Source organism: Marinobacter sp. (genome assembly GCF_033722735.1).
GTDB lineage: Bacteria > Pseudomonadota > Gammaproteobacteria > Pseudomonadales > Oleiphilaceae > Marinobacter.
In genome coordinates, this window is record NZ_JAWVYN010000011.1 from 89499 (window position 1) to 111136 (window position 21638).

The window sequence follows — 21638 nt, forward strand, 5'->3', positions numbered from 1 at the left end:
TTTAAGCGGGTTCAGCCGGGGGAAGAAATCGGAGAGATTTGGAGGGGTTGATCAGAAAAATTGAACGAGTGGCGGGGCGCCATGGCCCCACCACTCCGGAATGCGTTATTCCACGTTGCGGGAATAGAAGATCTCCAGCATCTCGCGCTTCAGGCGGTCTTCGATGGACTTGGCTTCGGCCGGGTCCAGGTCGCTGGCATTGACGCCGAACACGTAGTTGTCGAGGTTGAACTCCTTCAGCATCATCTTGGTGTGGAACAGGTTCTCCTGGTACACGTTGACGTCGATCATCTGATAGGCGTTGCGGGTGTCCTCGGACAGGTAGTTCTGGATCGAGTTGATGTCGTGATCGATGTAGTGCTTGGTACCGTCGACATCGCGGGTGAAGCCGCGCACCCGGTAGTCCACGGTGACTACGTCGGAATCGAAGCTGTGGATCAGGTAGTTCAACACCTTCAACGGCGAGATCAGCCCGCAGGTGGACACGTCAATGTCGGCCCGGAAGGTGCTGATGCCCTCATAGGGATGGCTCTCGGGGTAGGTGTGCACGGTGACGTGGCTCTTGTCCAGGTGCGCCACGATGGCGTCCGGCAGCGGGCCTGGCGACTCTTCGTTGTAGCCTTCCTCATTGGTGATCTCGTGCTCGGCAATCAGCATGGTGACCGAGGCACCGTGGGGCTCGTAGTCCTGGCGGGCGATGTTGAGGATATTGGCGCCAATGATCTTGACCACGTCGGACAGGATCTGGGTCAGCCGCTCGGCGTTGTACATCTCGTCGATGTACTCGATGTAGGCTTGCCGTTGTTCTTCGGTCTGTGCGTAACAGATATCGTAGATGTTGAAACTCAACGACTTGGTCAGGTTGTTGAAACCGTGTAACTGAAGTTTGGTTTCCATTTCAGCCCCCCCGATGATGGAGATGAATGACAATGACGCCGCCGCCAGGGCGTGTCACCTAGGCCGCCACCGAGTACTGACCCGTACCGGGACCGGGTAAAACGGCTGCGACGTTACCCGCTCTCGACTGATCACCTTTTGCGCAGACCGGCGGAGAAGGGTGCGTATTATGCACATCGCCTATGGCATTGGATAGGGTTTGAAAAAACATTTTAGCAGCCAGGATTCAGGCTGCAGGGTGGAGACCGGAACGGCCCCATTCCACGGGGGATTGTGGGGCCGTTTCGAGAGGCGGGGTGCCCTAGGCGGCGTTGCGGATCTCGTGGCTATGGGTGATCTGCACGCCGGCCTTTTCCAGCATGATGGAGGCCGAGCAGTACTTCTCCGCCGACAGGCTGACCGCCCGCTTGACGTGGTTTTCTTTCAGGTTGTTGCCAGTGACGATAAAGTGCAGGTGAATCCGGGTGAACACCGCGGGCACCGCATCGGCCCGTTCCGCCTCCAGTTCGGCGCGGCAGTCGGTGACATCCTGGCGGCTCTTTTTCAGGATGCTCATCACGTCGAAGGCCGAACAGCCGCCCAGCCCCATCAGCAGCATTTCCATCGGACGTGGCCCGAGGTTCTGACCGCCGTGATCGGGAGGCCCATCCATCTGGACCGAGTGGCCGCTACCGCTGGTGGCTTTGAAGCTGGCGTCGCCAGTCCAGTCTATGGTCGTCTTCATGGTGTCGGGTCTCCGCAATCAGTATGGCTAACAGGCCAGCGCCGGATGCTAGCACATTCCCACCATGGCGGCACAGGCTCCCGCGGTCGGGGGAAGCGGGCGGATTCCTCGGCCGGTCGGCCGCAATTCGTCAGACTCCCTTATCGTGCACAACTGTTCTATACTCGTCCGGGTTGCCGAAAAATGACCATCTTGTTATAAGTTGCCACGCCAAAGTGTCAAAAAGAACACTGAGGGCCGCCCCAGACCATTCACGCTCGAACCGTTCCGCGAGCAACCGGTGGCCCGAGCAATAATCACAAACCCGCACGGAAGGCAGGGTAGAAAAAACAACACCGGGACCCGCCAGTATTAAGGAGGCATGACTCGCACTATGGCCACTATCGTCAAGCCGGTCGAGCAGAAGACTAAGCACCTGGATTACTTCCTGTCGCAGTGCCATCGCCGGCGCTACCCAGCGAAAAGCACCATCATCTACGCCGGGGACAAGAGCGATTCGCTGTTCTACATTGTTAAGGGGTCGGTTACGGTCATCATCGAAGATGACGATGGCCGCGAAATGATCATGGCTTACCTGAACGCCGGTGACTTCTTCGGCGAGATGGGGCTGTTCGATAACATGGATTCCCGCAGTGCCTGGGTGAAGGCCAAGAGCGAGTGCGAGGTGGCGGAAATCAGCTACACCAAGTTCCGCGAAATCGCCCAGCAGGACCCCCGGGTGCTGTACTTCATTGGTGAGCAGATGGCCACCCGCCTGCGCCAGACGACTCGCAAGGTTGGCGACCTGGCGTTTCTGGACGTCACCGGTCGGGTGGCGCGCACCCTGCTGGACCTGTGCAAGGAACCCGACGCCATGACCCACCCGGACGGCATGCAGATCAAGATTACCCGCCAGGAGATCGGCCGCATCGTCGGTTGCTCTCGCGAGATGGTCGGCCGGGTCCTGAAGACCCTGGAAGACCAGGGCCTGGTTCAGGTCAAAGGCAAGACCATGGTGGTGTACGGCACCCGCTAGTGTCCTGATTTCGCTTCCCGCCGGTCAGCCCGGCTGCCTGCGCCACACCAGCAGGCGGTTGTTGGCCGGCATTCCGATATCCTCTTCCAGCTCCATCCCCACATCATCCGCCAGGGTGGCCAGATCGTCGATGTCCCGTAGGCCCATGCTGGGCTTCTGATTCTTCAGGTAGTGATCGAAAGCCCGGTTGGAGTCGCTGGTGTACTCACCGTGGTAGTTGAACGGGCCGTAGAGGCAGAACACCGCCCCCCGGGGTAACAGCCGGGCGATCCCGCGGAACATCGCCTGCACTTCGGGCCAGCTCATGATGTGGGCGGTATTGGCGGAGTACACGGCATCAGCGGTGGTTAGGGGCCAGACCGGAGCGCTGACATCCAGCGGCAGGGGCGGGCGAATGTTGTCCCGCTTGGCCGCGGCCAGCCAGGGCTGGCAGTAGTCTTCGGCGCCGGGTTGGTCGCTGGGCTGCCAGGTCAGCGAGGGCAGGGCCTCGGCAAAGAACACCGCATGCTGGCCTGTGCCGGTGCCGATTTCCAGCACCAGTCCCTGCTCGGGCAGCAGGCGTTGCAGCTGGGCCAGGATCGGCCGCTTGTTGTTCTCGCAGGCCTGGGAGAATGGCTTGTCGGTCATCCCTGGGGTCTCCGTCAAAGGGGCCGGGAGACCTCAGGCGCCCTCACCGAAGGCACGATTGAGTTCCCGGATGAAGCGAACGGGTTGATCCAGTATAGGCATGTGGCCGCTGTCCTCAAACATTACCAGGCGGGAGTCTGGCAGCAGTTCGTGCATTTTAGCCTGGCCCTGCCAGGGGTACATCTCCGAACGTCGGCCGGTGATGATGGTGGTGGGCACCTGCAGGGTGGGCAGCAGGGGCCGGAAGTCGTAATCCCGCTCGGCGTAGGCGCGCAGGTGCTGGAACAGCGTGTACCAGTTGTCCACCGGCACCAGTTGGTGAGCAATGGCCGGCACGCGGCTCAGGCGGCGGGCGCCCCACTTCATCCAGCGACGGCTCAGCGCCTTGCTCAGGAAGCTCCCCAGGTGGTCGTAGAAGCGCTCCCGTTCCGGTGCCGGAAAATCCTCGAAGCGGCTGTTGCGATCGGCGTTGGTGAAGAACTCCAGGGTGGGCTGCCAGCGGCGAATGTGCTCCGGTCCTTCCTCGCCAAACAGGCCCCAGGACCAGTCCGGGCCGTGGGACACCCGGGGTGCCTGGTCGATGTGCAGGTAATGGCGGACGGCATCGGCGCCAAACAGCTCCATATAGCGCAGGGCGGTGGTGGCGCCCAGGGAGATGCCGCCCAGCCCGACGGCCCCGTCCTGCCCGTAATGCTGGATGACCGCATGCAGATCCCGGGCGTGGCTGCTGGCCACGCAGTCTTCGCTGCAGCTGAGACGGGAGGAGCGGCCGAAACCACGCAGGTCCGGCAAAACGAACCGATAGCGGTGAGCCAGCGGCAGCACCAGTGGTAGCCAGTGCAGGCTGTCCATGCCGAATCCGTGAACCAGGACCACCACCGGTCCGCGGCCGATCTCCCGGACGTACAGCTTGCGATGATCGTGGGTGGTAATGCGTGCCATGGGAACTCCTGCGGGGTTAACGGGTTGCCGGCATGGTACTTGGAGTCTCGGGCCGCGACCACGGAGGGTTGGGCCAAATGCAGGGGGAAAGGGGTCACTCCACAAGGGCAACCGATTTGACCTGTACCCACACCGGTAGTTCCGGCTGAAGCTCCAGGCGGTGGGCAGAGCGGCTGGTCAACCGGGCCAGCAGCGGGGTGGGGCCCAGGGAGAGCCGCACCAGGGTCATGGCCGGGTGCGCCTCGGTGGCCAGTTCCCCGACCGTGGCCGGCAGCAGGTTCTGGATGCTCTGGTCCGGATGGGCCGCGAGGGCGATACTGACGTCCCGGGCCAGCACCCGCAGCCGGATTCCGTCACCCACCCCGATGCCCGACTGATCCCGAATCCACAGGTTGCCGCCGGCAAATTCGGCCCGGCACAGGTGCCATTGGGGGTCCTTCTCGCGAATCACCGCGGGAATGATCACGCCGGCATCCTCTCCCGCCGCCAGGGGCAAGTCCAGTCGGGACATCAGTTCTGCCAACGGCCCCTGGGCCCGTACCCGGCCCTGCTCCATCAGCACCAGGTAGTCGGCCAGCCGGGCCATTTCGTCCGGGGAGTGGGTGACGTACAGCACCGGAATGGCGAGTTCGGCGTGCAGGCGTTCCAGGTAGGGCAGGATGTCCTGTTTGCTTTGACGGTCCAGGGCCGACAGTGGCTCGTCCATCAGCAGCAGGCGTGGACTGGTGAGCAGGGCCCGCGCGATGGCCACCCGCTGGCGCTGGCCGCCGGAGAGCTGGTGGGGGCGCCGTTCCAGCAGGTCGCCCAGCCCCAGCCAGTTAACCGCCTGGTCGAAGGCGATGTGCCGCTGCCGGGCGGGAACCCGCCGATACCCGTAGCGCAGGTTGCCGCGCACTGACAAGTGAGGGAACAGGCTGGCCTCCTGGAACACGTAGGCCAGCGGCCGCTGGTGTACCGGGCGACGGTGGCCGTCCTGCTGCCAGCAGTCGCCGTTCACCGTCAGCCTGCCCTGAGCCGGTTGCAGGCCGGCGATGCAGCGCAGCAGGGTAGTCTTGCCGCAGCCGGAGGGGCCGAAGATCACCGTGATGCCTCGCCCCGGCAGGGTCAGGTCCACCGCCAGGGTGAAGTGGCGGTGATGGCTGGTGAGGGTGGCGTGGATGCTCGGGTTCATGGTCGCAGGCTGTCCCCGCCCAGACGGCCGTTGATCCGGTACAGGCCCAGCAGCACCAGGAAGGCGAAGGCGATCATGCCACCGGCCAGCCAGTGGGCCTGGGTGTACTGCAGGGTTTCCACATGGTCGTAGATGGCCACCGAGAGCACCCGGGTCTCGCCGGGGATGTTGCCGCCGATCATCAGAACCACACCAAACTCGCCGATGGTGTGGGCGAAGGTCAGGACCGTGGCGGTGAGGAAGCCGGGCCGGGCGAGCGGCAGGGCGACGCTGACAAAGCGGTCCCAGGGGGAGGCCCGCAGGGTGCCGGCCACTTCCAGCAGGCGCTCGCCGATGCCGGCGAAGGCATTCTGCAGGGGTTGGACGGTGAACGGCAGCGAGTAGATCACCGAAGCCACCACCAGACCTTCGAAGGTGAACGGCAGGGTGCCCAGGTCCAGGCTTTGGGTAAGCTGGCCGACCGGTCCGGAGGGCGCCATCAGGATCAGCAGGTAGAAGCCCAGTACGGTGGGCGGCAGCACCAGGGGCATGGCGACAATTGCGGCGATTGGATGGCGCAGCCAGTGACGGCTGCGGGCCAGCCACCAGGCCAGGGGCGTGGCCAGCACCAGCAGTACCAGGGTGGTGATACTGGCCAGCTTGAGGGTGAGCCAGACCGCCTGCCACTCGGGGCTCATCGTTCCGCGCCCTGCCCTGAGGCATCGAGGTGGTAACCGAAATGGCGGATCTGGGCGCGGCCGGAATCGCTGCGCAGGAAGGCCAGCCAGGCGTAGGCGGCGGGGTTGTCTTCGCCCCGGGTCAGCAGCACCGCCTGCTGGGCGATGGGCTGGTGGTAGCCGGTGGGGACCGGCCACAGCGAGCCGGTCTGATCCGGCCAGGCACGCACCTGGGACAGCGCCACCAAGCCGGCTTCGGCGTTGCCGGTGGCCACGAACTGGAAGGTCTGGGCGATGGAATCACCCCGCACCAGCCGGTCTTGCATCGCCGGCCACCGGTGCAGGTGTTCCAGCACCTGGCGGGCGGCCAGGCCATAGGGGGCGGTCCGGGGATTGGCGATCGCCAGCGGCGCGGACCCGCTTGCTGCCAGGTAGGTCTCCCCATCCTGGAACAGCTCGGGCAGGGGACTCCACAGCACCAGTTGGCCGCGGGCGTAGGTGAAGCGAGTGCCGGCGACCGCCAGTCCCCGTTCCTCGATCATGGCCGGATGGCGGCTGTCGGCGGCCAGGAGCACCTCAAACGGGGCGCCATGAACAATCTGGGCGTAGAGCTTGCCGGTGGAGCCAAAACTGAGCCTGGCCCGGTGTCCGGTCTGCGCCTCAAAGCGTTCGGCCAGCTGGCGGGCGGGGTCGGTGAAATTGGCCGCCACCGCCACCAGCACCTCGCCGGCCCGGGCGCCGGTGGCGACCAGCATCAGCAGCAGGGTGGTGAGCAGGGGCAGGGCGAGGCGAGTCATTGTCTGTTCTCGTTATATACAGGTGGATATAATGCTAGCCGCGATGCTGACGGGTTGGCAAATCCCGATCAATGACATTCGTCAGGCGGCGTGCTGCTGGCGAGTTGGCTCAGGGCTGTCAGTTCGGGGCTGTCCAGCAGGCGCTGCTCGGCCTGCCGGTACAGGGCGAGCACTTCCCGGCCCAGCGGCGACAGGCGGGCACCACCGCCGCGCCGCCCGCCGGTGGCGGTGTCCACCAGCGGCGCGGCAAAGCACTGGTTCATGGTGTCCACCAGCAGCCAGGCCCGCCGGTAACTCATGCCCATCCGCTTGGCGGCGGCGGAGATCGAGCGGGTGTTGTCGATCTGCTCCAGCAGCTCTGCCTTGCCCGGTCCCATCGCGATTTCCTTGCCCAGTTTCAGGCGAAGTCGTGGGGACAGTTGCGGCTTGTTGTCGAGGTTGCTCATGGTGGTCATCTCGGGGCCGGGGAACCGTCTGGACAGGGCCAGACTATACCGGCGCCTTGAGATCGGGCAAGTTCCGGGATCAACCGACGACTGAGGGCGTCTCCGGCTGATCCTGGAGATTGGCGAGCGGCAGGCAGCCGAGCAGGTGCTGCCAGACTTCCTGGGCATTGACCTCGTTGATCAGCTCGTGCCGGGCGCTGTTGTACAAACGAAAGGTGGCCACGGCGATGCCGGCATTGTGGAGTGCTTCGCAGTGCAGGCTCACTCCCCGGCCCATCTCGCCCACCGGGTCGGCGCTGCCGGCAATCAGGTGCACCGGCAGATCCCGGCGCCACTGCTGTGGGTCGATGGTGAGCATGCCGGTTACAAAGTCGTACCACAGCCCGATGGTGCACTCGAACCCGCAGTAGGGGTCGGCCAGGTACCGGTCCACCTGCTCCGGATCCCGGCTCAACCAGTCGTGGCTGGTGCGGGTGGGCTCGAATTTCTTGTTGAAGGCGCCGAAGGTCATGTCGCCAATCAGCTTGCTGTGACGGCGGGCGCCCCGCAGCTTGCGAAGGGTGCCAATCAGCAGGCGCGAGGCCTTCAGCTCCTTGCGGTTGAGGCGGTTGGTGGCGCACAGGATCAGGCTGTCCAGGTCCTCGCCGTGTTGCTGGGCACAGGCCTGGGCAATAAACGAACCCATGCTGTGACCGAACAGGGTGAGGGGCAACTCCGGCGCCAGGGCCTGGGCGTAGCGGATCACCTGGTGCAGGTCGTCGATCACCTTTTGCCAGCCGTCCCGGTCGGCGTAGTGGCCCCGGTCGTCCGGAGGGCAGTGGGGGCCGTGGCCGCGATGGTCCAGGACCACCACCAGGATGCCCTGATCCCGCAGCCACTGCGCCAGGGGCGCGTAACGGGCGCCATGCTCCGCCATGCCGTGGGAGATCACCAGTACCGCTTGGGGGCGGTCGGGGCGCCAGGTGTAGACCGGGATACGGTGGCTGTCGCGGGCAATCAGGAAAGTGTCTTGGTGGCTCATGGCAGGCGGTCCGTTGCAGTGAAGGTCCAGTGTATCGCGTTCCGCGAGCAGGGTATGAGACATCGGTTAAACTTCTGTGACCCCGGCTGGACGGGGTGGGGTGGACACAGCGCTTTAGTCCGTTTTGGTTGCCGGTGCCTCCGGCCGCCGCCACTCCGGTGGCCGCCACAGCCGCTGTAGTCGCTCTCCCCAGTGGCGGGACCGCAGCATGTCCCGAAACAGGTCAACGTACTCATGGGTCCACAGGGTGACCAGCCGGTTGTCGGGGATCGGTGTGGTGATGCCATACTCCGGCGGGTTCTGGGCGTCCTCATCAACAAAGGTGCCAAACAGCCGGTCCCAGATGATCAGCACGCCGCCGTAGTTGCGATCGATGTACCCGGGATTGCGACCATGGTGAACCCGGTGATGGCTGGGGGTGTTGAAGATCAGCTCGATCCAGCCGGGCATCCGTCCCACCAGGGTGGTGTGGATGAAGAACTGGTACACCAGCGACAGTGCATAGGCCACCCCAATCCACACCGGGTTGAAGCCGATCAGGGCCAGCGGCAGGTAAAACAGCCAGTTGCCGTTGAAGATGTTGGTGGCGTTCTGGCGCATGGCGGTGGAGAAGTTCATCCGTCTGGACGAATGGTGAACCACGTGGGCCGCCCAGAACCAGCGCATGCGGTGACTGCAGCGGTGCATCCAGTAGAAACAGAACTCCACGCCCAGGAAGGTCAGCGCCCCGGTCAGCCAGCCCAGCTCCAGGTCGAGCAGCCGGTGGTGGTAGAGCCAGGCGTACACCGGAAACGCGAGGATGCCCGCGAACACCAGTTCGGTGACCTGGTAGCCGGCGCCCAGGGCAAAGTTGCGGATCGCCTCCCGCACGTCCATGCGACTGTGATCATGGCGGAGCTTGGCGTACTCCCAGCCGGCGACCAGCAGGAACGCCGGGGTGGCGATCACGAAGATCAGTTGCCGTTCATCCAGTGCCAGCCAGGGCGCCACCGTCTGCCAAATCGGCAGCAGCCCGCTGCGCTCCAGTACGGAAAGCATCATGTCGGTCAGGGTCACGGGGATGTCCCTCTCGTTGGTTCGGGGCGTCGATGGTCGCGCCTGTTGTTGTCGATGTTTCCATTTTTGTGGTTCTATCGGTAAATGGATTGACTAACAATGACAACGTTTTGACAATTTGCGTCATTTGGGGAGCGCCATGGCGGTCATCAGGGTAACCGGGGCCTGGGTTGGGCTGTTGTCGGACTGGCTCGATCGGGAGGGGGTGGAGGCCCGCTCCGTGCGGGCGGCGTTGGCACGCTGGTCCAGCGAGGAGAACGTACCAGTGCCGGTCTGGCGACAGATGCTGGCGGAGGCCATCGCCCTGGTGCCGGGGCAAGTGGCTCCGGAGTTGGCCATCGGGGCCGGGGTGCTGCCGCGCCACGTCGGCGTGCTGGGGTACCTGGTGCTGGCGGCGGACACCCTGGGCGAAGCCATGCTGGCCTATCAGCGTTACGAGACCCTGTTCTACGGGACCCGGCTGGCGGAGGTGGAACTGCTGGGGCGGGAGGCGGAGATCCGCTGGCCACCGGCGGAGCAGGAACTGGGGCAGCAGGCCGATGGCGTGGCCATTGCCGCCCTGGTCACCTTCCTGCGGCGACAGCTGGACGATTCACCGCCGCCGTCCGGCATCAGCTTCATGGAGTCGGTGGACGACGCGGCGGCCCACGCCTATGAGGCGTTCTTTGGCTGCCCGATCCGCTGGCAGGACAGCCACGTGCGGGTGCGCTTTCCGGTAGAGTATTTGGCCATTCCCATGCCGCGGCGGGACCCGGCGCTGCGTGCGGTGCTGGATCGACAGGCCCAGGCCCTGCTGCGGGCCCTGCCGGAAGCCTCGGCCGTGGAGCGCCAGCTGCAGCAGGTGTTGCTGCGGCTGCTGGCAGAGGGGGAGCCCACCCTGGCCCGTGCCGCCGAGGCGATGCACATGTCGCCGCGCACCCTGCAGCGTAAGCTAGCCAGTCACGGCCTGAGCTGGCAGCAGTGGCTGGATCGCAGCCGGGAGCAGCTGGCGCGCCAGTATCTGGATGATCCCTCCCTGGCCCTGACCGATGTGGCGCTGTTGTTGGGTTTCTCGGAGCAGAGCGCCTTCACCCGGGCGTTCCGGCGCTGGACCGGTTGCTCTCCCGGCCGGTTTCGCCGTGTCAGCGCCACCGAGGCGTTGCGTCAGGAGGCACCCTAGGCCACAGGTTCGCCTCGCCGTGGTCAGGAACGAGCGGCCCGATGTTGCTGGTACACCCGCTGCAGCGGCAGTAGCTCCGGCTGTTGCCCGGTCACCCAGTCACGCATCGGTTCCGGCAGCTTTTCCATGGTAGGCCAGGGTACCGGGTAGCTCTCGGGCTGGAACAGTGGCGCAAACAGGGCCGCGGCAGTGAGGTCGGCGCGGCTGAACCGGTCGCCCACCAGGTAGTCCGACTGCTGATAGGCTTTGGTCAGCTCTTTCAGCACCTGCTCCATGGCGTCCTGGGAGCTGCGCGCGGTCTGTTCGTTGATTTTCATGAACTTGCGCATAAGCTCTTCGATGCGGCTAAAGCCCAGACGGATCAGGTAGCGGTTGTAGAAGGGCGTCTGTGCGGCCAGCATGGGGGCCACCAGTTTCGGTCGTTGCAGCAGGTAGTGGTAGCAATAGCAGCGCACTGCCGGCCCGGCGACCTTGTCCAGTCGTCGCTCCCACTCGAGCACCCGCTGTCGGGTTTCCGGATCCGTCGGTGTCAGCGGTGGCTCCGGGAATGCCTTGTCCAGGTAATCGATAATGGCCGCCGAGCCCTGCACGACCCGGTCGTCGTGCACCAGCACCGGCACCGAAGACTGGTCCGCCAGTTGCTTGACCACCTTGATGTGCTGGCCCGGCAGCAAATTCACCGGCTGGTATTGGATCCCCTTGTAGTCGAGGGCCCAGCGGGCTTTCTCGCAGTAGTGGGAGATGGCGAACTGGTACAGTTTGACGGCCATGAGGATCGGGCTCCATATTCGGGAATGGCTTAAGAGTAATGTTTTTTCACGGAATTTATAAGCAGAACGTACTACCATCGCGGCAATGCGACGAACAAGGAGTAATAGCATGAAGGCAGTTCTGGCAGGGATCTCGCTCATCGGTGGGCTGGGGTTGGCAGGGTGTTCCGGCCTGCCCAATGAGCCGGTATCGGGGGAGATCAGCACGGTGACGGCAATGGAATGTGGTCAGTTGGATGTTCAACTGGTCCCCCATGAGGAAGGGGTGCTGCTGCAGGCCGGTACGGAGGAATACCTGCTGGCGCCGACTCGCAGTGCCTCCGGTGCCCGTTACGCGCTGCCGGTGGACCCTTCCACCTGGTTCTGGAGCAGTGGCGAGCGGGCCCTGCTGGAGACCGGCGGACGACGCTGGCCGGAATGTGTGATGGCTGGCGGGCTCACCGAGCCGTTTTCCGCCCAGGGCAACGAACCGTTCTGGCGGGTATCGGTGGCGGACGACAAACTGCGTGTGGAGGAGCTCGACGGCCAGGCGCTTGTGGCGGATGTTCGGGTGGTCAACAAGACCTCCAGCGGGCGCACGCTGGTTGGAGACAACACCGATCAGTCCGTGGAGGTGGCGGTGGCCCGTCAGCTGTGCCGGGATTCCATGTCCGGCATGCCCCATCCCTACCAGGTCCGCCTGACCCTGAATGGCGACGTGAGAAACGGCTGTGGCGGCGACCCGGCGCTCCTGTTGCGAGGGGTTGAGTGGACGGTCGAAGCCATCGACGGCAGCGCGGTGCTCGCGGACTCGCGGGTCAATCTCACTTTTCTCGCGGACAATCGGGTGGCCGGCAAGGCGTCCTGCAATAATTTTATGGGCGGCTATGAGCTGAGTGGGGAGGGGCTGGCCTTCAGTCAGACCGCCACCACCTTGATGGCCTGTGCGCCAGCACTGATGCAGCAGGAAGACCGATTCCTCAAGTTGCTGGCGGAGGTGGCGCGGTTCGACTTCGATGCCCGCGGCAAGCTGGTACTCCAGACCGCCGATGGCCGCACCCTCACCGCCCAGAGCCGTCAGACCCTGGGGCGCTGATTCCGGCTGTGCAGTGGTGCTGTCACCAAAATGCAGTACTACCGTCATAGTCTGGCTGGACAGTAGCCATTGATCGGGAGACCACCATGACGGAATTGCGCGCGCTGACCCCCCACGAGGCCATCCCGGAGGAACAGGCGGCCCGCAGCAGTCGTCAACGCCGATTGCTGCGCACCTTCCTGCCGGAACTGGTGAAGCTGGAGCGGGTCTTGGCGGAAGCGCCGGAATGGGTCTCCACGCGGGTGCTGGATCGGGTGATGCTGAAAGACGTGACCGTGCCCATTTACCGCACCGACCTGGGCAGCGACTCGCCGGACGCCCCGGTGCTGCTGCTGGTGGGAGGCGTTCACGGCCTGGAGCGCATCGGCAGTCAGGTGGTGATTACCTGGCTGGCCAACCTGCTGGCCCGGCTGCGTTGGGACGATCATCTGCAGGCCCTGCTGGCCAAGGTGCACATCACCGTGCTGCCGATCCTCAATCCCGGCGGCATGTTCCTGAACCAGCGCAGCAACCCCAATGGCGTCGACCTGATGCGCAATGCCCCGATCACCGCCCAGGACCGCAGCGCCTTCCTGCTGGGCGGACAGCGGCTGTCCCCCCGGCTGCCCTGGTATACCGGGGACCCGGAGCAGGGGATGGAACCGGAGAACCAGGCCCTGGAAGCGGTGATCAATCAGCTGTTGCCCGGACGCCCGTTCAGCCTGGCCCTGGACTGTCACTCCGGATTCGGCTGGCAGGACCAGATCTGGTTTCCCTATGCCTACCGGCGCCGGCCGATGCGGCGTATTGCCTCGGTGATGGCTCTCAAGTTGATCTGGGAGCAGGCCTATCCCAACCACCAGTACCGCTTCGAGCCCCAGTCCCGCCATTACCTGACCCACGGCGACCTGTGGGACTACTTCTACAAGCAGGTCAATCGCGGTGGTGAGGGCACCTTCATCCCGCTCACCCTGGAAATGGGCTCCTGGCGCTGGATCCGCAAACGGCCGCGTCAGTTGCTGCGGCTCGACGGCCTGTTCAATCCGTTGGTGCCCCACCGCCATCAGCGGGTGCTGCGCAGTCACCTGCCGTTCATGGATTTCCTGCTCAATGCGGCAGCCAGCCACGACGGCTGGTTGCCAGCCATGGAAGAGGAGTCCATGCTGAGAGAGGCGGCAATCATGCATTGGTACCGGGAACACGGCTGATATGAAGTGGATTCTGTTGCGGGGGCTGGCGCGGGAACGGGGCCATTGGGGGCATTTTATCGAGCAGTTGCGTCAGGCCTTCCCGGAGCACCAGTTCCATGCCGTGGATTTGCCCGGTACCGGCGTTCACTTCAAGGAGCCCTGCCCGCCAACCATCCCTGAGATTCGTCGACGCGTACAGCAGCAGGTGGCCCACATTCCTCCACCTTACTGCATCCTGGCCCTCTCCCTGGGTGGGATGGTGGCCCTGGACTGGGCCCAACAGGTCCCCGAGGGGGAGATTCAGCAACTGGTGCTGATCAACACCAGTTCCGGTTATTCGCCTCCCTGGCAGCGCCTGCGTCCCGGCAGCTGGCCTCGCGTCCTGCGGCTGTTGATGCGCCGGGACCTGTTCCGCCGAGAGGCGGATGTGCTGGCATTGACCTCCAATCGACCGGTGGCCCTGGAGACCGTCAAGCACTGGTACAGCATCCAGCGTCAGCGTCCTGTCAGCGCCCGCAATGCGTTGCACCAGATTACCGCCGCCGCCCGCTTCCGTCCGGCTGACAAACGCCCGCTGTCCGATGCCCTGCTGCTGGCCAGCCGCCGTGACCGAATCGTGAGCTGGCGTTGCAGCCAGGCCCTGGAACAGCGCTGGCAGTGGACGCTGAAACTGCATCCCGATGCCGGCCATGACCTGCCCCTGGACGACCCGCAATGGATCATCCGGCAGCTCCGGCAATACCTGGGTTTTCGATAATGGTTGCTTGACGCAACTCTTTTTTGTGGGCAGTCTCTGGGTGCAGGGTATCCGTTTTTGCAGCAGACAGAGGCACAACAATGAAAATCTACGAAGCCAAGATGGCCCCGAATCCCCGTCGCGTCCGCATGTTCCTGGCCGAGAAGGGCCTGTTGGACCAGGTGGCGTTCGTCGAACTCGACCTGCAGCGGGGCGACAACCTTACTCCGGAGTTTGCCGCCAGGAACCCGATGAAGAAGGTGCCGGTGCTGGAGCTGGACGACGGCAGCCACATCGCCGAGACCATGGCGATCTGCCGCTACTTCGAGGAGACCCATCCCGAGCACCCGCTGCTGGGCACCACCCCGAGGGAGAAGGCGCACATCGAACAGTGGCTGCGTTGGATCGATTTCTATTTCTTCCTGCCCACCGGCATGTGCTTCCAGCACACCAGCGGCTACTTCAAGGACCGGATGAACCCGGTCAAGGAGTGGGGGGAGGAGTGCCGGGTCAATGTGGAGAAATTCCTCCATTTCCTCAACCAGCACCTGGAAGGCCGCGACTACATCTGTGGCGATCAGTTCACCGCCGCCGACATCAACGCTTTTGTCACGGTGGCCTTCAACAAGGTCAACCAGGTCCGGATCAAGCCGGAGCAGGTTCACCTGCAGGCCTGGTTCGACCGCGTCAAGGGCCGCCCATCCGCGTCCGTGTAATCATTCGAGAGGAGCCGTCCGATGATTGACCTGTATACCTCACCCACGCCCAATGGCCACAAGATCACCGTGGCCCTGGAGGAAATGGGGGTCGAGTACAACCTGATTCCGGTGGACCTGTCGAAGGGGGAGCAGAAGACGCCCGAGTTCCTGGCGATGAACCCCAACGGCCGGATTCCGGTGATTGTGGACCGGGACAACGACGACTTCGTGGTGTTCGAGTCCGGCGCCATCCTGATCTACCTGGCGGAGAAGTATGGCCAGTTCTACCCGCAGGAGCCCAAGGCCCGTTCGCGCACCTTGCAGTGGTTGATGTTCCAGATGGGCGGGGTGGGGCCGATGATGGGCCAGGCCAATGTGTTCTATCGTTACTTCCCGGAGAAAATTCAGCCGGCCATCGACCGCTACCAGCATGAATGTCGCCGGCTGTTCGAGGTGCTCAACCACCGACTGTCCGAGGCCCGCTACCTGGCCGGCGACGAGTTGACCATCGCCGATTTCGCCAACTGGTGCTGGGCCCGCACCCACACCTGGTCCGGCGTGTCGGTGGAGGGGCTGGAGCACCTCCAGCGCTGGCTCGATGAGCTGGCCGCCCGGCCGGGGTGCCAGAGTGGTGTCCGCAAGCCGGAGCGGATGACCGAGTCAGAGGAGTTGGTCAAGGTGGCCCGGAGCATGGTCACCACCTGATCCGGGCATTCCGCGGGTGGCCTTCCGGTCACCCGCGCGGTTATTGGCTCAGGCGATCAAAAGAACAGCTCCGTCAGTTTCCGGCCGGGATCGTCGGCGCGCATGAAGGACTCGCCCACCAGGAAGCCATAGATGTCGCGCTCGGTCATGGCGGTGACGTCGTCCCGGCTGAGGATGCCGCTTTCGGTGACCGTCAGCCGCTCCGTCGGGATGCGTCGGTGCAGGTCGAAGGTGGTGTCGAGCGACACCTCGAAGGTGTGCAGGTTGCGGTTGTTGATGCCCACCAGGGGGGTGGTCAGCGTCAGCGCGTCGTCCAGCTCCTCGCCGTCGTGCACCTCCACCAGCACGTCCAGGCCGATTTCGTGGGCAATGCCCTCCAGCTCCTGCATCTGGTCTTTGGTCAGGCACGCGGCGATCAGCAGGATGCAGTCCGCCCCCAGCGCCCGGCTCTCGTAAACCTGGTAGGGCGCCACCATGAAGTCCTTGCGGATCACCGGTAGGTCGCAGGCGTCGCGAGCGGCCACCAAATAGTCTTCGTGGCCCTGGAAGTAGTCCCGGTCAGTGAGTACTGACAAACAGGCGGCGCCGGCCCGGGCGTAGCTCTCGGCGATGGCCGGCGGATCAAACGGGTCCCGCAGCACACCCTTGCTCGGCGAGGCCTTCTTGATCTCGGCGATCACCGCAGGTTGCCGGGCCTCGATCCGTGAGCGCATGGCAGCGGTGAAGCCCCGGCTTGGCGGCTGATCACCGGCGCGGGCCTTGAGCTCTGCCAGCGAGGCCCTGGGCGTGCGCTCATCGATTTCCTGCCACTTGCGATCAACGATCTTGCGCAGGATCGTCGGGGTGCGGTCGTTATGTCGGTTGGTCATGGCTGTGGGTCTGTTCAATCAAAGCAATGGGAGAAGTCGGCGAGCTCGGACAGCTTGCCAGCGGCCAGGCCACTGCCGATGGCATCCAGGGCCATCTCCACGCCGTCCTTCATGGTGTCGGCGAGGCCCGCCACGTAGATGGCGGCACCGGCGTTGAGGGCGATCATGTCGCGGGCCTTCTCGGCCATGTCGTCGTGGCCGCGACCAAACGCCGCGCGGATCAGGTTCAGGGATTCCTCGGAGGTGGTCACCTCAAGGCCCACCAGGGTCTGGCTCTTCAGGCCCAGGTCTTCCGGCGTGATGGTGTATTCGCGGATCTCGCCGTCCTTCAGTTCGGCGACGTAGGTTTCGCTGGCCAGGCTGATTTCATCCAGGCCATCCTTGGAGTGCACCACCAGGATGTGCTCGCTGCCGAGCTTTTTCAGGACTTCGGCCATGGGGCGGCACAGCTCGCGGGTGAACACGCCGATCAGCTGGCGCTTGACGCCGGCGGGGTTGGTCATCGGGCCAAGGATGTTGAAGATGGTGCGCATGCCCAGTTCCCGGCGCGGGCCGATGGCGTGTTTCATGGCGCTGTGGTGGGCCGGGGCGAACATGAAGCCGACGCCGATCTGTTCGACGCAGCGGGCGACCTGTTCCGGGGTCATGTCGAGGTTGATGCCGGCTTTCTCCAGCAGGTCGGCGCTGCCGCTCTTGGAGGACACGGCGCGACCGCCATGCTTGGCGACGTAACCGCCGGCGGCGGCGACCACGAAGGTGGCGGCGCTGGACACGTTGAACAGGTTGGCGCCGTCGCCACCGGTGCCGACGATGTCCACCAGCGGCTGGGCATTGACGGTGACGCCGGTGGCCAGTTCCCGCATGACCTCGGTGGCGCCGGTGATTTCCTCGATGGTTTCGCTCTTGAGGCGCAGGCCCATCAGCAGGGCGCCGATCTGGGCGTCGGTGGCTTCGCCGTTCATGACGATGGCCATGACCTCTCGCATTTCCTCACGGCTGAGGTCGAGGTTGGCGGCGATTCGGTTGAGCGCTTCTTTCATGTCCATTCGGTGGTCTCTTCTGGTCGGTTCTTGTCGGTGCCTTTAGAGAGCTTAGCAAGCAGGCTCGCTTCATGTTTCTGGGTGAGTTGATTTTCACTCGGGAGCACAGCAACCAGGAGGGAACTTTCTCCGTCACCCGAGACGGCACGTCCCTGTGCCGGCTCGGGTTCCGCGGCTTCCCTGCCGCTGCTCCGAAAGTTCCCTCCTGTATGCTCCTTTGCCTTGGAGTTCCAATCAGCTCCGCAAAAAATTCCGCAACAGCTCATGCCCCTGCTCGGTCATGATCGATTCCGGGTGGAACTGCACCCCCTCGATGGGGAGGGTCTTGTGCCGTACCCCCATGATCTCTTCCACCGAGCCGTCCTCGTTGCGGGTCCAGGCGGTGACTTCCAGGCAGTCCGGCAGGGTATTCTTGTCGATCACCAGGCTGTGGTAGCGGGTGGCCTGCAGCGGGTTGTTGAGGCTGCGGAACACGCCGGTGTCCTTGTGGTAGACCGGGGAGACCTTGCCGTGCATGACGTGGCCGGCGCGGACGATGTCGCCGCCGAACACCTGGCCGATGGACTGGTGGCCCAGGCAGATGCCCAGGATCGGCAGCTTGCCGGCGAAGTGCTCGATGGCCGCCATGGAAATGCCCGCCTCGTTCGGGGTGCAGGGCCCCGGGGAGACCACCAGCCGCTCCGGCTTCAGCGCCTCGATCTGCTCGATGGTGATCTCGTCGTTGCGGTACACCTGAACCTCGGCACCCAGCTCCGCCAGGTACTGGACCACGTTGTAGGTAAAGGAGTCGTAGTTATCGATCATCAGTAACATGGGGCGGCTCCTCAGTGGTCGAAGTCGTTCAGGGTCATGGCGACGGCGCGGAAGATGGCGCGACCTTTGTTCATGGTTTCCTTCCATTCCAGCCGCGGAATCGAGTCCGCCACCACGCCGGCGCCGGCCTGGATGTGCAGCAGGTTGTCCTGGATCACCGCGGTGCGGATGGCGATGGCGGTGTCCATGTTGCCGTTCCACGAGAGGTAGCCCACGGCGCCGCCGTAGACACCGCGTTTGACCGGCTCCAGTTCGTCGATGATTTCCATGGCGCGGATCTTGGGGGCGCCGGACAGGGTGCCGGCGGGCAGGGTGGCCCGCAACACGTCGAGGCAGGACATGCCGTCCTTCAGCCGGCCGGTGACGTTGGAAACGATGTGCATCACGTGGGAGTAGCGTTCCACGATCATCTTGTCGGTCAGCCGCACGGTGCCGGTTTCCGAGACCCGGCCGGCGTCGTTGCGACCCAGGTCGATCAGCATCAGGTGCTCGGCAATTTCCTTCGGGTCGGCTAGCAGTTCGGCCTCCAGGGCCTTGTCCTCGGCGTCGGTGGCGCCGCGCTTACGGGTGCCGGCGATGGGGCGGACGGTGACTTCGTCGTCTTCCACTCGCGCCAGGATCTCCGGCGAGGAGCCGACGATCTGGAAGTCGTCCAGGTCGAGGAAGTACATGTACGGCGACGGGTTCAGCACCCGCAGCGAGCGGTACAGGTTCAACGGCGGCGCCTCGAAGGGAATGGTCATGCGCTGGGAGATCACCGTCTGCATGACGTCGCCGTCCAGCACGTACTCCTTGATCTTGTCCACCGCGGCCTCGAACTTCTCCTTGGAGAAACCGGAGACGAAATCTTCCTCGTTGACCGTCTGGCCGCTCAGGTGCGCGGGCGTGCGGGGCGCGTCGGCGGTCTGGCGGTGAAGACGGCTTTCCAGCTCCTCCAGCCGTTGCTGGGCCAGGGCCAATGCGCCGTCGATGTTGGGATCGACGTGGACGATCAGGTGCAGCTTGCCCCGCAGGTTGTCGAACACCACGATCTCGTCGGACACCATCAGCAGGATGTCCGGGGTGCCGATCTTGTCCGGCGGGCAGGATGGCTGCAGCCGTTTCTCGATGTAGCGCACGGTGTCGTAGCCGAAATAGCCCACCAGGCCCCCGTTGAACCGGGGCAGGTCGTCCAGGTCCGGGGCCTTGAAGCGCTGCTGGTAGTCTTCGATGAAGGTCAGCGGGTCGTCGCTGTCGGTGGCCTCGACCACCTCACCGTCGCGACGGATAGTGATGTGGTGGCCGTGGACCTTGAGCACTTCCCGGCTGGGCAGGCCGATGATGGAGTAGCGCCCCCACTTCTCGCCGCCCTGTACCGATTCGAACAGGTAGGAGTAGGGGCCACTGGCCAGCTTCAGGTAGGTGCTGAGCGGGGTGTCCAGGTCGGCCAGGACTTCGCGGGAGACGGGAATACGGTTATAGCCGGCGGCGGCCAGCTCGGCGAACTGTTCAGGGGTCATGGATTCTTCCTGCAATCTGACGAAACACACATTCGGGAGCGAGACTCTCGACCTTGGCTGGGGATCCGGGAGTCGTCGGAAAAGGCGGTGCCTTCATCAAGCAGGCGGGCACCACCGGGCTGAACGCTCAGCCGTTACGCCATCGCCACCATCGTGTTGCGCGGGAAGTCAGCACACCGCGCGCGGTCGTCAGATTCTGTCCCTGCACGGCAGGAATCTCCCAAAAACAGCGTTGTACCAAAGAAAATCGTACCAGAAGGATGCTGACGAGGTTACAAAAGCTCCGTCAGCGAATCAACCACAATCTCCGCGCCCAGGCTGTCGATGGGGGCGCCGTAGTTGTAGCCGTACCGAACCGCCACCACCGGCAGGCCGGCGTTGCGGGCCGCCCGCACATCGGTGACCGAGTCGCCAATCATCAGCGCGCGGCCGGCATCGCCGCCCAGGGCCTCGAGGGCGTGGTGGAGCGGGTCGGCGTGGGGTTTCTTGACGCTCAGGGTGTCGCCGCTGACGGTGATGTCGAACCAGTGGGATAGCCCCATCTGGTCCAGCAGGAGGTCGGTGAAGGCGGCGGGCTTGTTGGTGACCACGCCCAGTCGGCATCCCTGTTGCCGGGCCTGGCTGAGGAAGGTTTCGATGCCGTCGTAGACGGTGGCGTACAGGCCATTGTGGTCGTGGTAGGCATCGAAGAACCGGGCCAGCGCCTGGCGGTAGGTGTCCTCGTCCAGCGGGCCGGCGGCTTCGTGATCGTGGCGGCCGGCGAGGGCGCGCTGGACCAGCACCGCCACGCCGTTGCCCACCCATTCACGGACCCGGGCTTCGCCGGCCATCTCGCGGCCCAGCTCCCGCAGCATCTGGTCCACCGCGGCGGTCAGGTCGGCGGCGCTGTCCACCAGGGTGCCGTCCAGGTCGAACAGGATGGTCTGCGGCCAGTGGCCGTCGAACAGGTCGGTCAGTTTCATCATGGGGCTCCAGTTGTCGCGGCGGGTTATCGGGCTTTCGCCAGCTCGGCCCGCATCCGTTCGATGGTGGCCTGGTAGTCGTCGGTGTTGAAGATGGCGGAGCCGGCGACGAAGGTGTCGGCGCCGGCCTCGGCGATCTCGCGGATGTTGTCGATCTTGACGCCACCGTCGATCTCCAGGCGTATGTCCAGGCCGCTGTCGTCGATGCGCTTGCGGGCCTCCCGTAGCTTGTCGAGGGTACCGGGGATGAACTTCTGGCCGCCGAAGCCCGGGTTGACCGACATCAGCAGGATCATGTCCAGTTTGTCCATGACGTGGTCCAGATGGTGCAGCGGGGTGGCCGGGTTGAACACCAGGCCGGCTTTGCAGCCGCCGTCGCGGATCAGCTGCAGGGAGCGGTCGATGTGCTGGGAGGCCTCCGGATGGAAGGTAATGTAGCTGGCCCCGGCATCGATGAACATGCGGATCAGGTCGTCCACCGGCGACACCATCAGGTGGACGTCGATAGGGGCCGTGACACCGTGCTTGCGCAGGGCCTCGCAGACCATTGGGCCGATGGTGAGGTTGGGCACGTAGTGATTGTCCATCACATCGAAGTGTACGATGTCCGCGCCGGCGGCCAGAACGTTGTCGACTTCTTCGCCCAGGCGGGCAAAATCGGCGGACAGGATGGATGGGGCAATCTGAAACGGCTTCATGGCGGCTCTCTCGGGCAGCATTGGGTCTGGGAGCGGGTCCTGGCATGGCCCGCGATGCAAAGGTGCTAGTCTAACAGTTTGTGGTGAGGGTTT

24 protein-coding genes are annotated in these 21638 nt (G+C 64.4%); 7 read left to right on the top strand and 17 right to left on the bottom strand.

What is annotated here, in order from left to right:
* Positions 1 to 105: 105 nt before the first annotated feature.
* Together speD and R3175_RS10130 are read right to left on the bottom strand one after the other, a co-directional pair.
* Positions 106 to 897: an adenosylmethionine decarboxylase gene (speD, locus tag R3175_RS10125; protein ID WP_318944150.1), complete on the bottom strand. Its 792-nt coding sequence runs from the start codon at positions 895 to 897 to the stop codon at positions 106 to 108.
* 301 nt (positions 898 to 1198) lie between these two features.
* The gene (locus R3175_RS10130; RefSeq protein ID WP_318944151.1) at positions 1199 to 1621 is read right to left on the bottom strand and encodes an OsmC family protein; all 423 of its coding nucleotides are present in this window, start codon (positions 1619 to 1621) and stop codon (positions 1199 to 1201) included.
* 373 nt (positions 1622 to 1994) lie between these two features.
* Between R3175_RS10130 and crp the strand changes: the two genes are divergently transcribed.
* Positions 1995 to 2636, top strand: coding sequence for a cAMP-activated global transcriptional regulator CRP (crp, locus tag R3175_RS10135; RefSeq protein WP_091811031.1), 642 nt, complete (start codon positions 1995 to 1997; stop codon positions 2634 to 2636).
* 24 nt (positions 2637 to 2660) lie between these two features.
* Here crp and R3175_RS10140 read toward each other — a convergent pair whose 3' ends face one another.
* From R3175_RS10140 to R3175_RS10175, 8 genes are all read right to left on the bottom strand, one after another.
* The gene (locus R3175_RS10140; protein ID WP_318944152.1) at positions 2661 to 3263 is read right to left on the bottom strand and encodes a DUF938 domain-containing protein; all 603 of its coding nucleotides are present in this window, start codon (positions 3261 to 3263) and stop codon (positions 2661 to 2663) included.
* Positions 3264 to 3296: 33 nt separating this feature from the next.
* Complete coding sequence (locus R3175_RS10145) at positions 3297 to 4205, bottom strand: alpha/beta hydrolase (protein WP_318944153.1); 909 nt, start codon at positions 4203 to 4205, stop codon at positions 3297 to 3299.
* Positions 4206 to 4299: 94 nt separating this feature from the next.
* The gene (gene modC / locus R3175_RS10150; RefSeq protein ID WP_318944154.1) at positions 4300 to 5376 is read right to left on the bottom strand and encodes a molybdenum ABC transporter ATP-binding protein; all 1077 of its coding nucleotides are present in this window, start codon (positions 5374 to 5376) and stop codon (positions 4300 to 4302) included.
* Positions 5373 to 6053, bottom strand: coding sequence for a molybdate ABC transporter permease subunit (gene modB, locus R3175_RS10155; RefSeq protein WP_318944155.1), 681 nt, complete (start codon positions 6051 to 6053; stop codon positions 5373 to 5375). The genes modC and modB overlap by 4 nt, the downstream gene beginning before the upstream one ends.
* Positions 6050 to 6829 carry a molybdate ABC transporter substrate-binding protein gene (gene modA / locus R3175_RS10160; protein ID WP_318944156.1) on the bottom strand — a complete coding sequence of 260 codons (780 nt, stop codon included), beginning with the start codon at positions 6827 to 6829 and terminating at the stop codon, positions 6050 to 6052. Before modA ends, modB begins: the two co-directional genes overlap by 4 nt.
* A 68-nt stretch (positions 6830 to 6897) precedes the next feature.
* The gene (locus R3175_RS10165) at positions 6898 to 7275 is read right to left on the bottom strand and encodes a winged helix-turn-helix domain-containing protein (protein WP_318944157.1); all 378 of its coding nucleotides are present in this window, start codon (positions 7273 to 7275) and stop codon (positions 6898 to 6900) included.
* A gap of 79 nt (positions 7276 to 7354) precedes the next feature.
* A complete protein-coding gene (locus tag R3175_RS10170) occupies positions 7355 to 8296 on the bottom strand; it encodes an alpha/beta fold hydrolase (RefSeq protein WP_318944158.1) in 942 nt (313 codons plus the stop codon).
* A gap of 114 nt (positions 8297 to 8410) precedes the next feature.
* Positions 8411 to 9352 carry a sterol desaturase family protein gene (locus R3175_RS10175; protein ID WP_318944159.1) on the bottom strand — a complete coding sequence of 314 codons (942 nt, stop codon included), beginning with the start codon at positions 9350 to 9352 and terminating at the stop codon, positions 8411 to 8413.
* Between the two features lie 139 nt (positions 9353 to 9491).
* On the opposite strand from R3175_RS10175, the gene R3175_RS10180 reads away from it, so the two are divergent.
* Positions 9492 to 10511, top strand: coding sequence for a helix-turn-helix domain-containing protein (locus R3175_RS10180; protein WP_318944160.1), 1020 nt, complete (start codon positions 9492 to 9494; stop codon positions 10509 to 10511).
* 23 nt (positions 10512 to 10534) lie between these two features.
* Here the strand turns inward: R3175_RS10180 and R3175_RS10185 are convergent, their stop codons facing one another.
* Entirely contained in the window at positions 10535 to 11281 is a 747-nt protein-coding gene (locus R3175_RS10185) for a glutathione S-transferase family protein (protein WP_318944161.1), read from the bottom strand.
* Between the two features lie 109 nt (positions 11282 to 11390).
* On the opposite strand from R3175_RS10185, the gene R3175_RS10190 reads away from it, so the two are divergent.
* The 5 genes from R3175_RS10190 (at position 11391) to R3175_RS10210 (ending at position 15664) form a co-directional block, all read left to right on the top strand.
* Entirely contained in the window at positions 11391 to 12356 is a 966-nt protein-coding gene (locus R3175_RS10190; RefSeq protein WP_318944162.1) for an META domain-containing protein, read from the top strand.
* 86 nt (positions 12357 to 12442) lie between these two features.
* A complete protein-coding gene (locus R3175_RS10195; protein ID WP_318944163.1) occupies positions 12443 to 13543 on the top strand; it encodes a M14 family zinc carboxypeptidase in 1101 nt (366 codons plus the stop codon).
* 1 nt (position 13544) lies between these two features.
* Positions 13545 to 14282, top strand: a complete 738-nt coding sequence (locus R3175_RS10200) for an alpha/beta hydrolase (RefSeq protein ID WP_318944164.1) — start codon at positions 13545 to 13547, stop codon at positions 14280 to 14282.
* Between the two features lie 80 nt (positions 14283 to 14362).
* A complete protein-coding gene (locus R3175_RS10205; protein ID WP_318944165.1) occupies positions 14363 to 14977 on the top strand; it encodes a glutathione S-transferase family protein in 615 nt (204 codons plus the stop codon).
* 21 nt (positions 14978 to 14998) lie between these two features.
* Positions 14999 to 15664, top strand: coding sequence for a glutathione S-transferase family protein (locus tag R3175_RS10210; protein WP_318944166.1), 666 nt, complete (start codon positions 14999 to 15001; stop codon positions 15662 to 15664).
* A 56-nt stretch (positions 15665 to 15720) separates the two neighbouring features.
* Here R3175_RS10210 and trpC read toward each other — a convergent pair whose 3' ends face one another.
* The 6 genes from trpC to rpe form a co-directional block, all read right to left on the bottom strand.
* A complete protein-coding gene (gene trpC / locus R3175_RS10215) occupies positions 15721 to 16533 on the bottom strand; it encodes an indole-3-glycerol phosphate synthase TrpC (RefSeq protein ID WP_318944167.1) in 813 nt (270 codons plus the stop codon).
* 14 nt (positions 16534 to 16547) lie between these two features.
* Positions 16548 to 17579 carry an anthranilate phosphoribosyltransferase gene (trpD, locus tag R3175_RS10220; RefSeq protein ID WP_318944168.1) on the bottom strand — a complete coding sequence of 344 codons (1032 nt, stop codon included), beginning with the start codon at positions 17577 to 17579 and terminating at the stop codon, positions 16548 to 16550.
* A gap of 228 nt (positions 17580 to 17807) precedes the next feature.
* Positions 17808 to 18386 (bottom strand): aminodeoxychorismate/anthranilate synthase component II, encoded by a 579-nt coding sequence (locus tag R3175_RS10225; protein ID WP_318944169.1) that lies wholly within the window; start codon positions 18384 to 18386, stop codon positions 17808 to 17810.
* Positions 18387 to 18397: 11 nt separating this feature from the next.
* Positions 18398 to 19885 (bottom strand): anthranilate synthase component I, encoded by a 1488-nt coding sequence (gene trpE / locus R3175_RS10230; protein ID WP_318944170.1) that lies wholly within the window; start codon positions 19883 to 19885, stop codon positions 18398 to 18400.
* A gap of 272 nt (positions 19886 to 20157) precedes the next feature.
* A complete protein-coding gene (locus R3175_RS10235; RefSeq protein WP_413231755.1) occupies positions 20158 to 20850 on the bottom strand; it encodes a phosphoglycolate phosphatase in 693 nt (230 codons plus the stop codon).
* A 23-nt stretch (positions 20851 to 20873) separates the two neighbouring features.
* On the bottom strand, positions 20874 to 21545 hold the full coding sequence (gene rpe / locus R3175_RS10240) for a ribulose-phosphate 3-epimerase (RefSeq protein WP_318944171.1): 672 nt from the start codon (positions 21543 to 21545) through the stop codon (positions 20874 to 20876).
* Positions 21546 to 21638: the final 93 nt, after the last annotated feature.

Excerpts from the sequence above, each read along its gene's own strand:
- speD (WP_318944150.1), bottom strand. The coding sequence starts at position 897 with ATGGAAACCAAACTTCAGTTACACGGTTTCAACAACCTGACCAAGTCG.
- R3175_RS10130 (WP_318944151.1), bottom strand. The coding sequence starts at position 1,621 with ATGAAGACGACCATAGACTGGACTGGCGACGCCAGCTTCAAAGCCACC.
- crp (WP_091811031.1), top strand. The coding sequence starts at position 1,995 with ATGGCCACTATCGTCAAGCCGGTCGAGCAGAAGACTAAGCACCTGGAT.
- R3175_RS10140 (WP_318944152.1), bottom strand. The coding sequence starts at position 3,263 with ATGACCGACAAGCCATTCTCCCAGGCCTGCGAGAACAACAAGCGGCCG.
- R3175_RS10145 (WP_318944153.1), bottom strand. The coding sequence starts at position 4,205 with ATGGCACGCATTACCACCCACGATCATCGCAAGCTGTACGTCCGGGAG.
- modC (WP_318944154.1), bottom strand. The coding sequence starts at position 5,376 with ATGAACCCGAGCATCCACGCCACCCTCACCAGCCATCACCGCCACTTC.
- modB (WP_318944155.1), bottom strand. The coding sequence starts at position 6,053 with ATGAGCCCCGAGTGGCAGGCGGTCTGGCTCACCCTCAAGCTGGCCAGT.
- modA (WP_318944156.1), bottom strand. The coding sequence starts at position 6,829 with ATGACTCGCCTCGCCCTGCCCCTGCTCACCACCCTGCTGCTGATGCTG.
- R3175_RS10165 (WP_318944157.1), bottom strand. The coding sequence starts at position 7,275 with ATGAGCAACCTCGACAACAAGCCGCAACTGTCCCCACGACTTCGCCTG.
- R3175_RS10170 (WP_318944158.1), bottom strand. The coding sequence starts at position 8,296 with ATGAGCCACCAAGACACTTTCCTGATTGCCCGCGACAGCCACCGTATC.
- R3175_RS10180 (WP_318944160.1), top strand. The coding sequence starts at position 9,492 with ATGGCGGTCATCAGGGTAACCGGGGCCTGGGTTGGGCTGTTGTCGGAC.
- R3175_RS10185 (WP_318944161.1), bottom strand. The coding sequence starts at position 11,281 with ATGGCCGTCAAACTGTACCAGTTCGCCATCTCCCACTACTGCGAGAAA.
- R3175_RS10190 (WP_318944162.1), top strand. The coding sequence starts at position 11,391 with ATGAAGGCAGTTCTGGCAGGGATCTCGCTCATCGGTGGGCTGGGGTTG.
- R3175_RS10195 (WP_318944163.1), top strand. The coding sequence starts at position 12,443 with ATGACGGAATTGCGCGCGCTGACCCCCCACGAGGCCATCCCGGAGGAA.
- R3175_RS10200 (WP_318944164.1), top strand. The coding sequence starts at position 13,545 with ATGAAGTGGATTCTGTTGCGGGGGCTGGCGCGGGAACGGGGCCATTGG.
- R3175_RS10205 (WP_318944165.1), top strand. The coding sequence starts at position 14,363 with ATGAAAATCTACGAAGCCAAGATGGCCCCGAATCCCCGTCGCGTCCGC.
- R3175_RS10210 (WP_318944166.1), top strand. The coding sequence starts at position 14,999 with ATGATTGACCTGTATACCTCACCCACGCCCAATGGCCACAAGATCACC.
- trpC (WP_318944167.1), bottom strand. The coding sequence starts at position 16,533 with ATGACCAACCGACATAACGACCGCACCCCGACGATCCTGCGCAAGATC.
- trpD (WP_318944168.1), bottom strand. The coding sequence starts at position 17,579 with ATGGACATGAAAGAAGCGCTCAACCGAATCGCCGCCAACCTCGACCTC.
- R3175_RS10225 (WP_318944169.1), bottom strand. The coding sequence starts at position 18,386 with ATGTTACTGATGATCGATAACTACGACTCCTTTACCTACAACGTGGTC.
- trpE (WP_318944170.1), bottom strand. The coding sequence starts at position 19,885 with ATGACCCCTGAACAGTTCGCCGAGCTGGCCGCCGCCGGCTATAACCGT.
- R3175_RS10235 (WP_413231755.1), bottom strand. The coding sequence starts at position 20,850 with ATGATGAAACTGACCGACCTGTTCGACGGCCACTGGCCGCAGACCATC.
- rpe (WP_318944171.1), bottom strand. The coding sequence starts at position 21,545 with ATGAAGCCGTTTCAGATTGCCCCATCCATCCTGTCCGCCGATTTTGCC.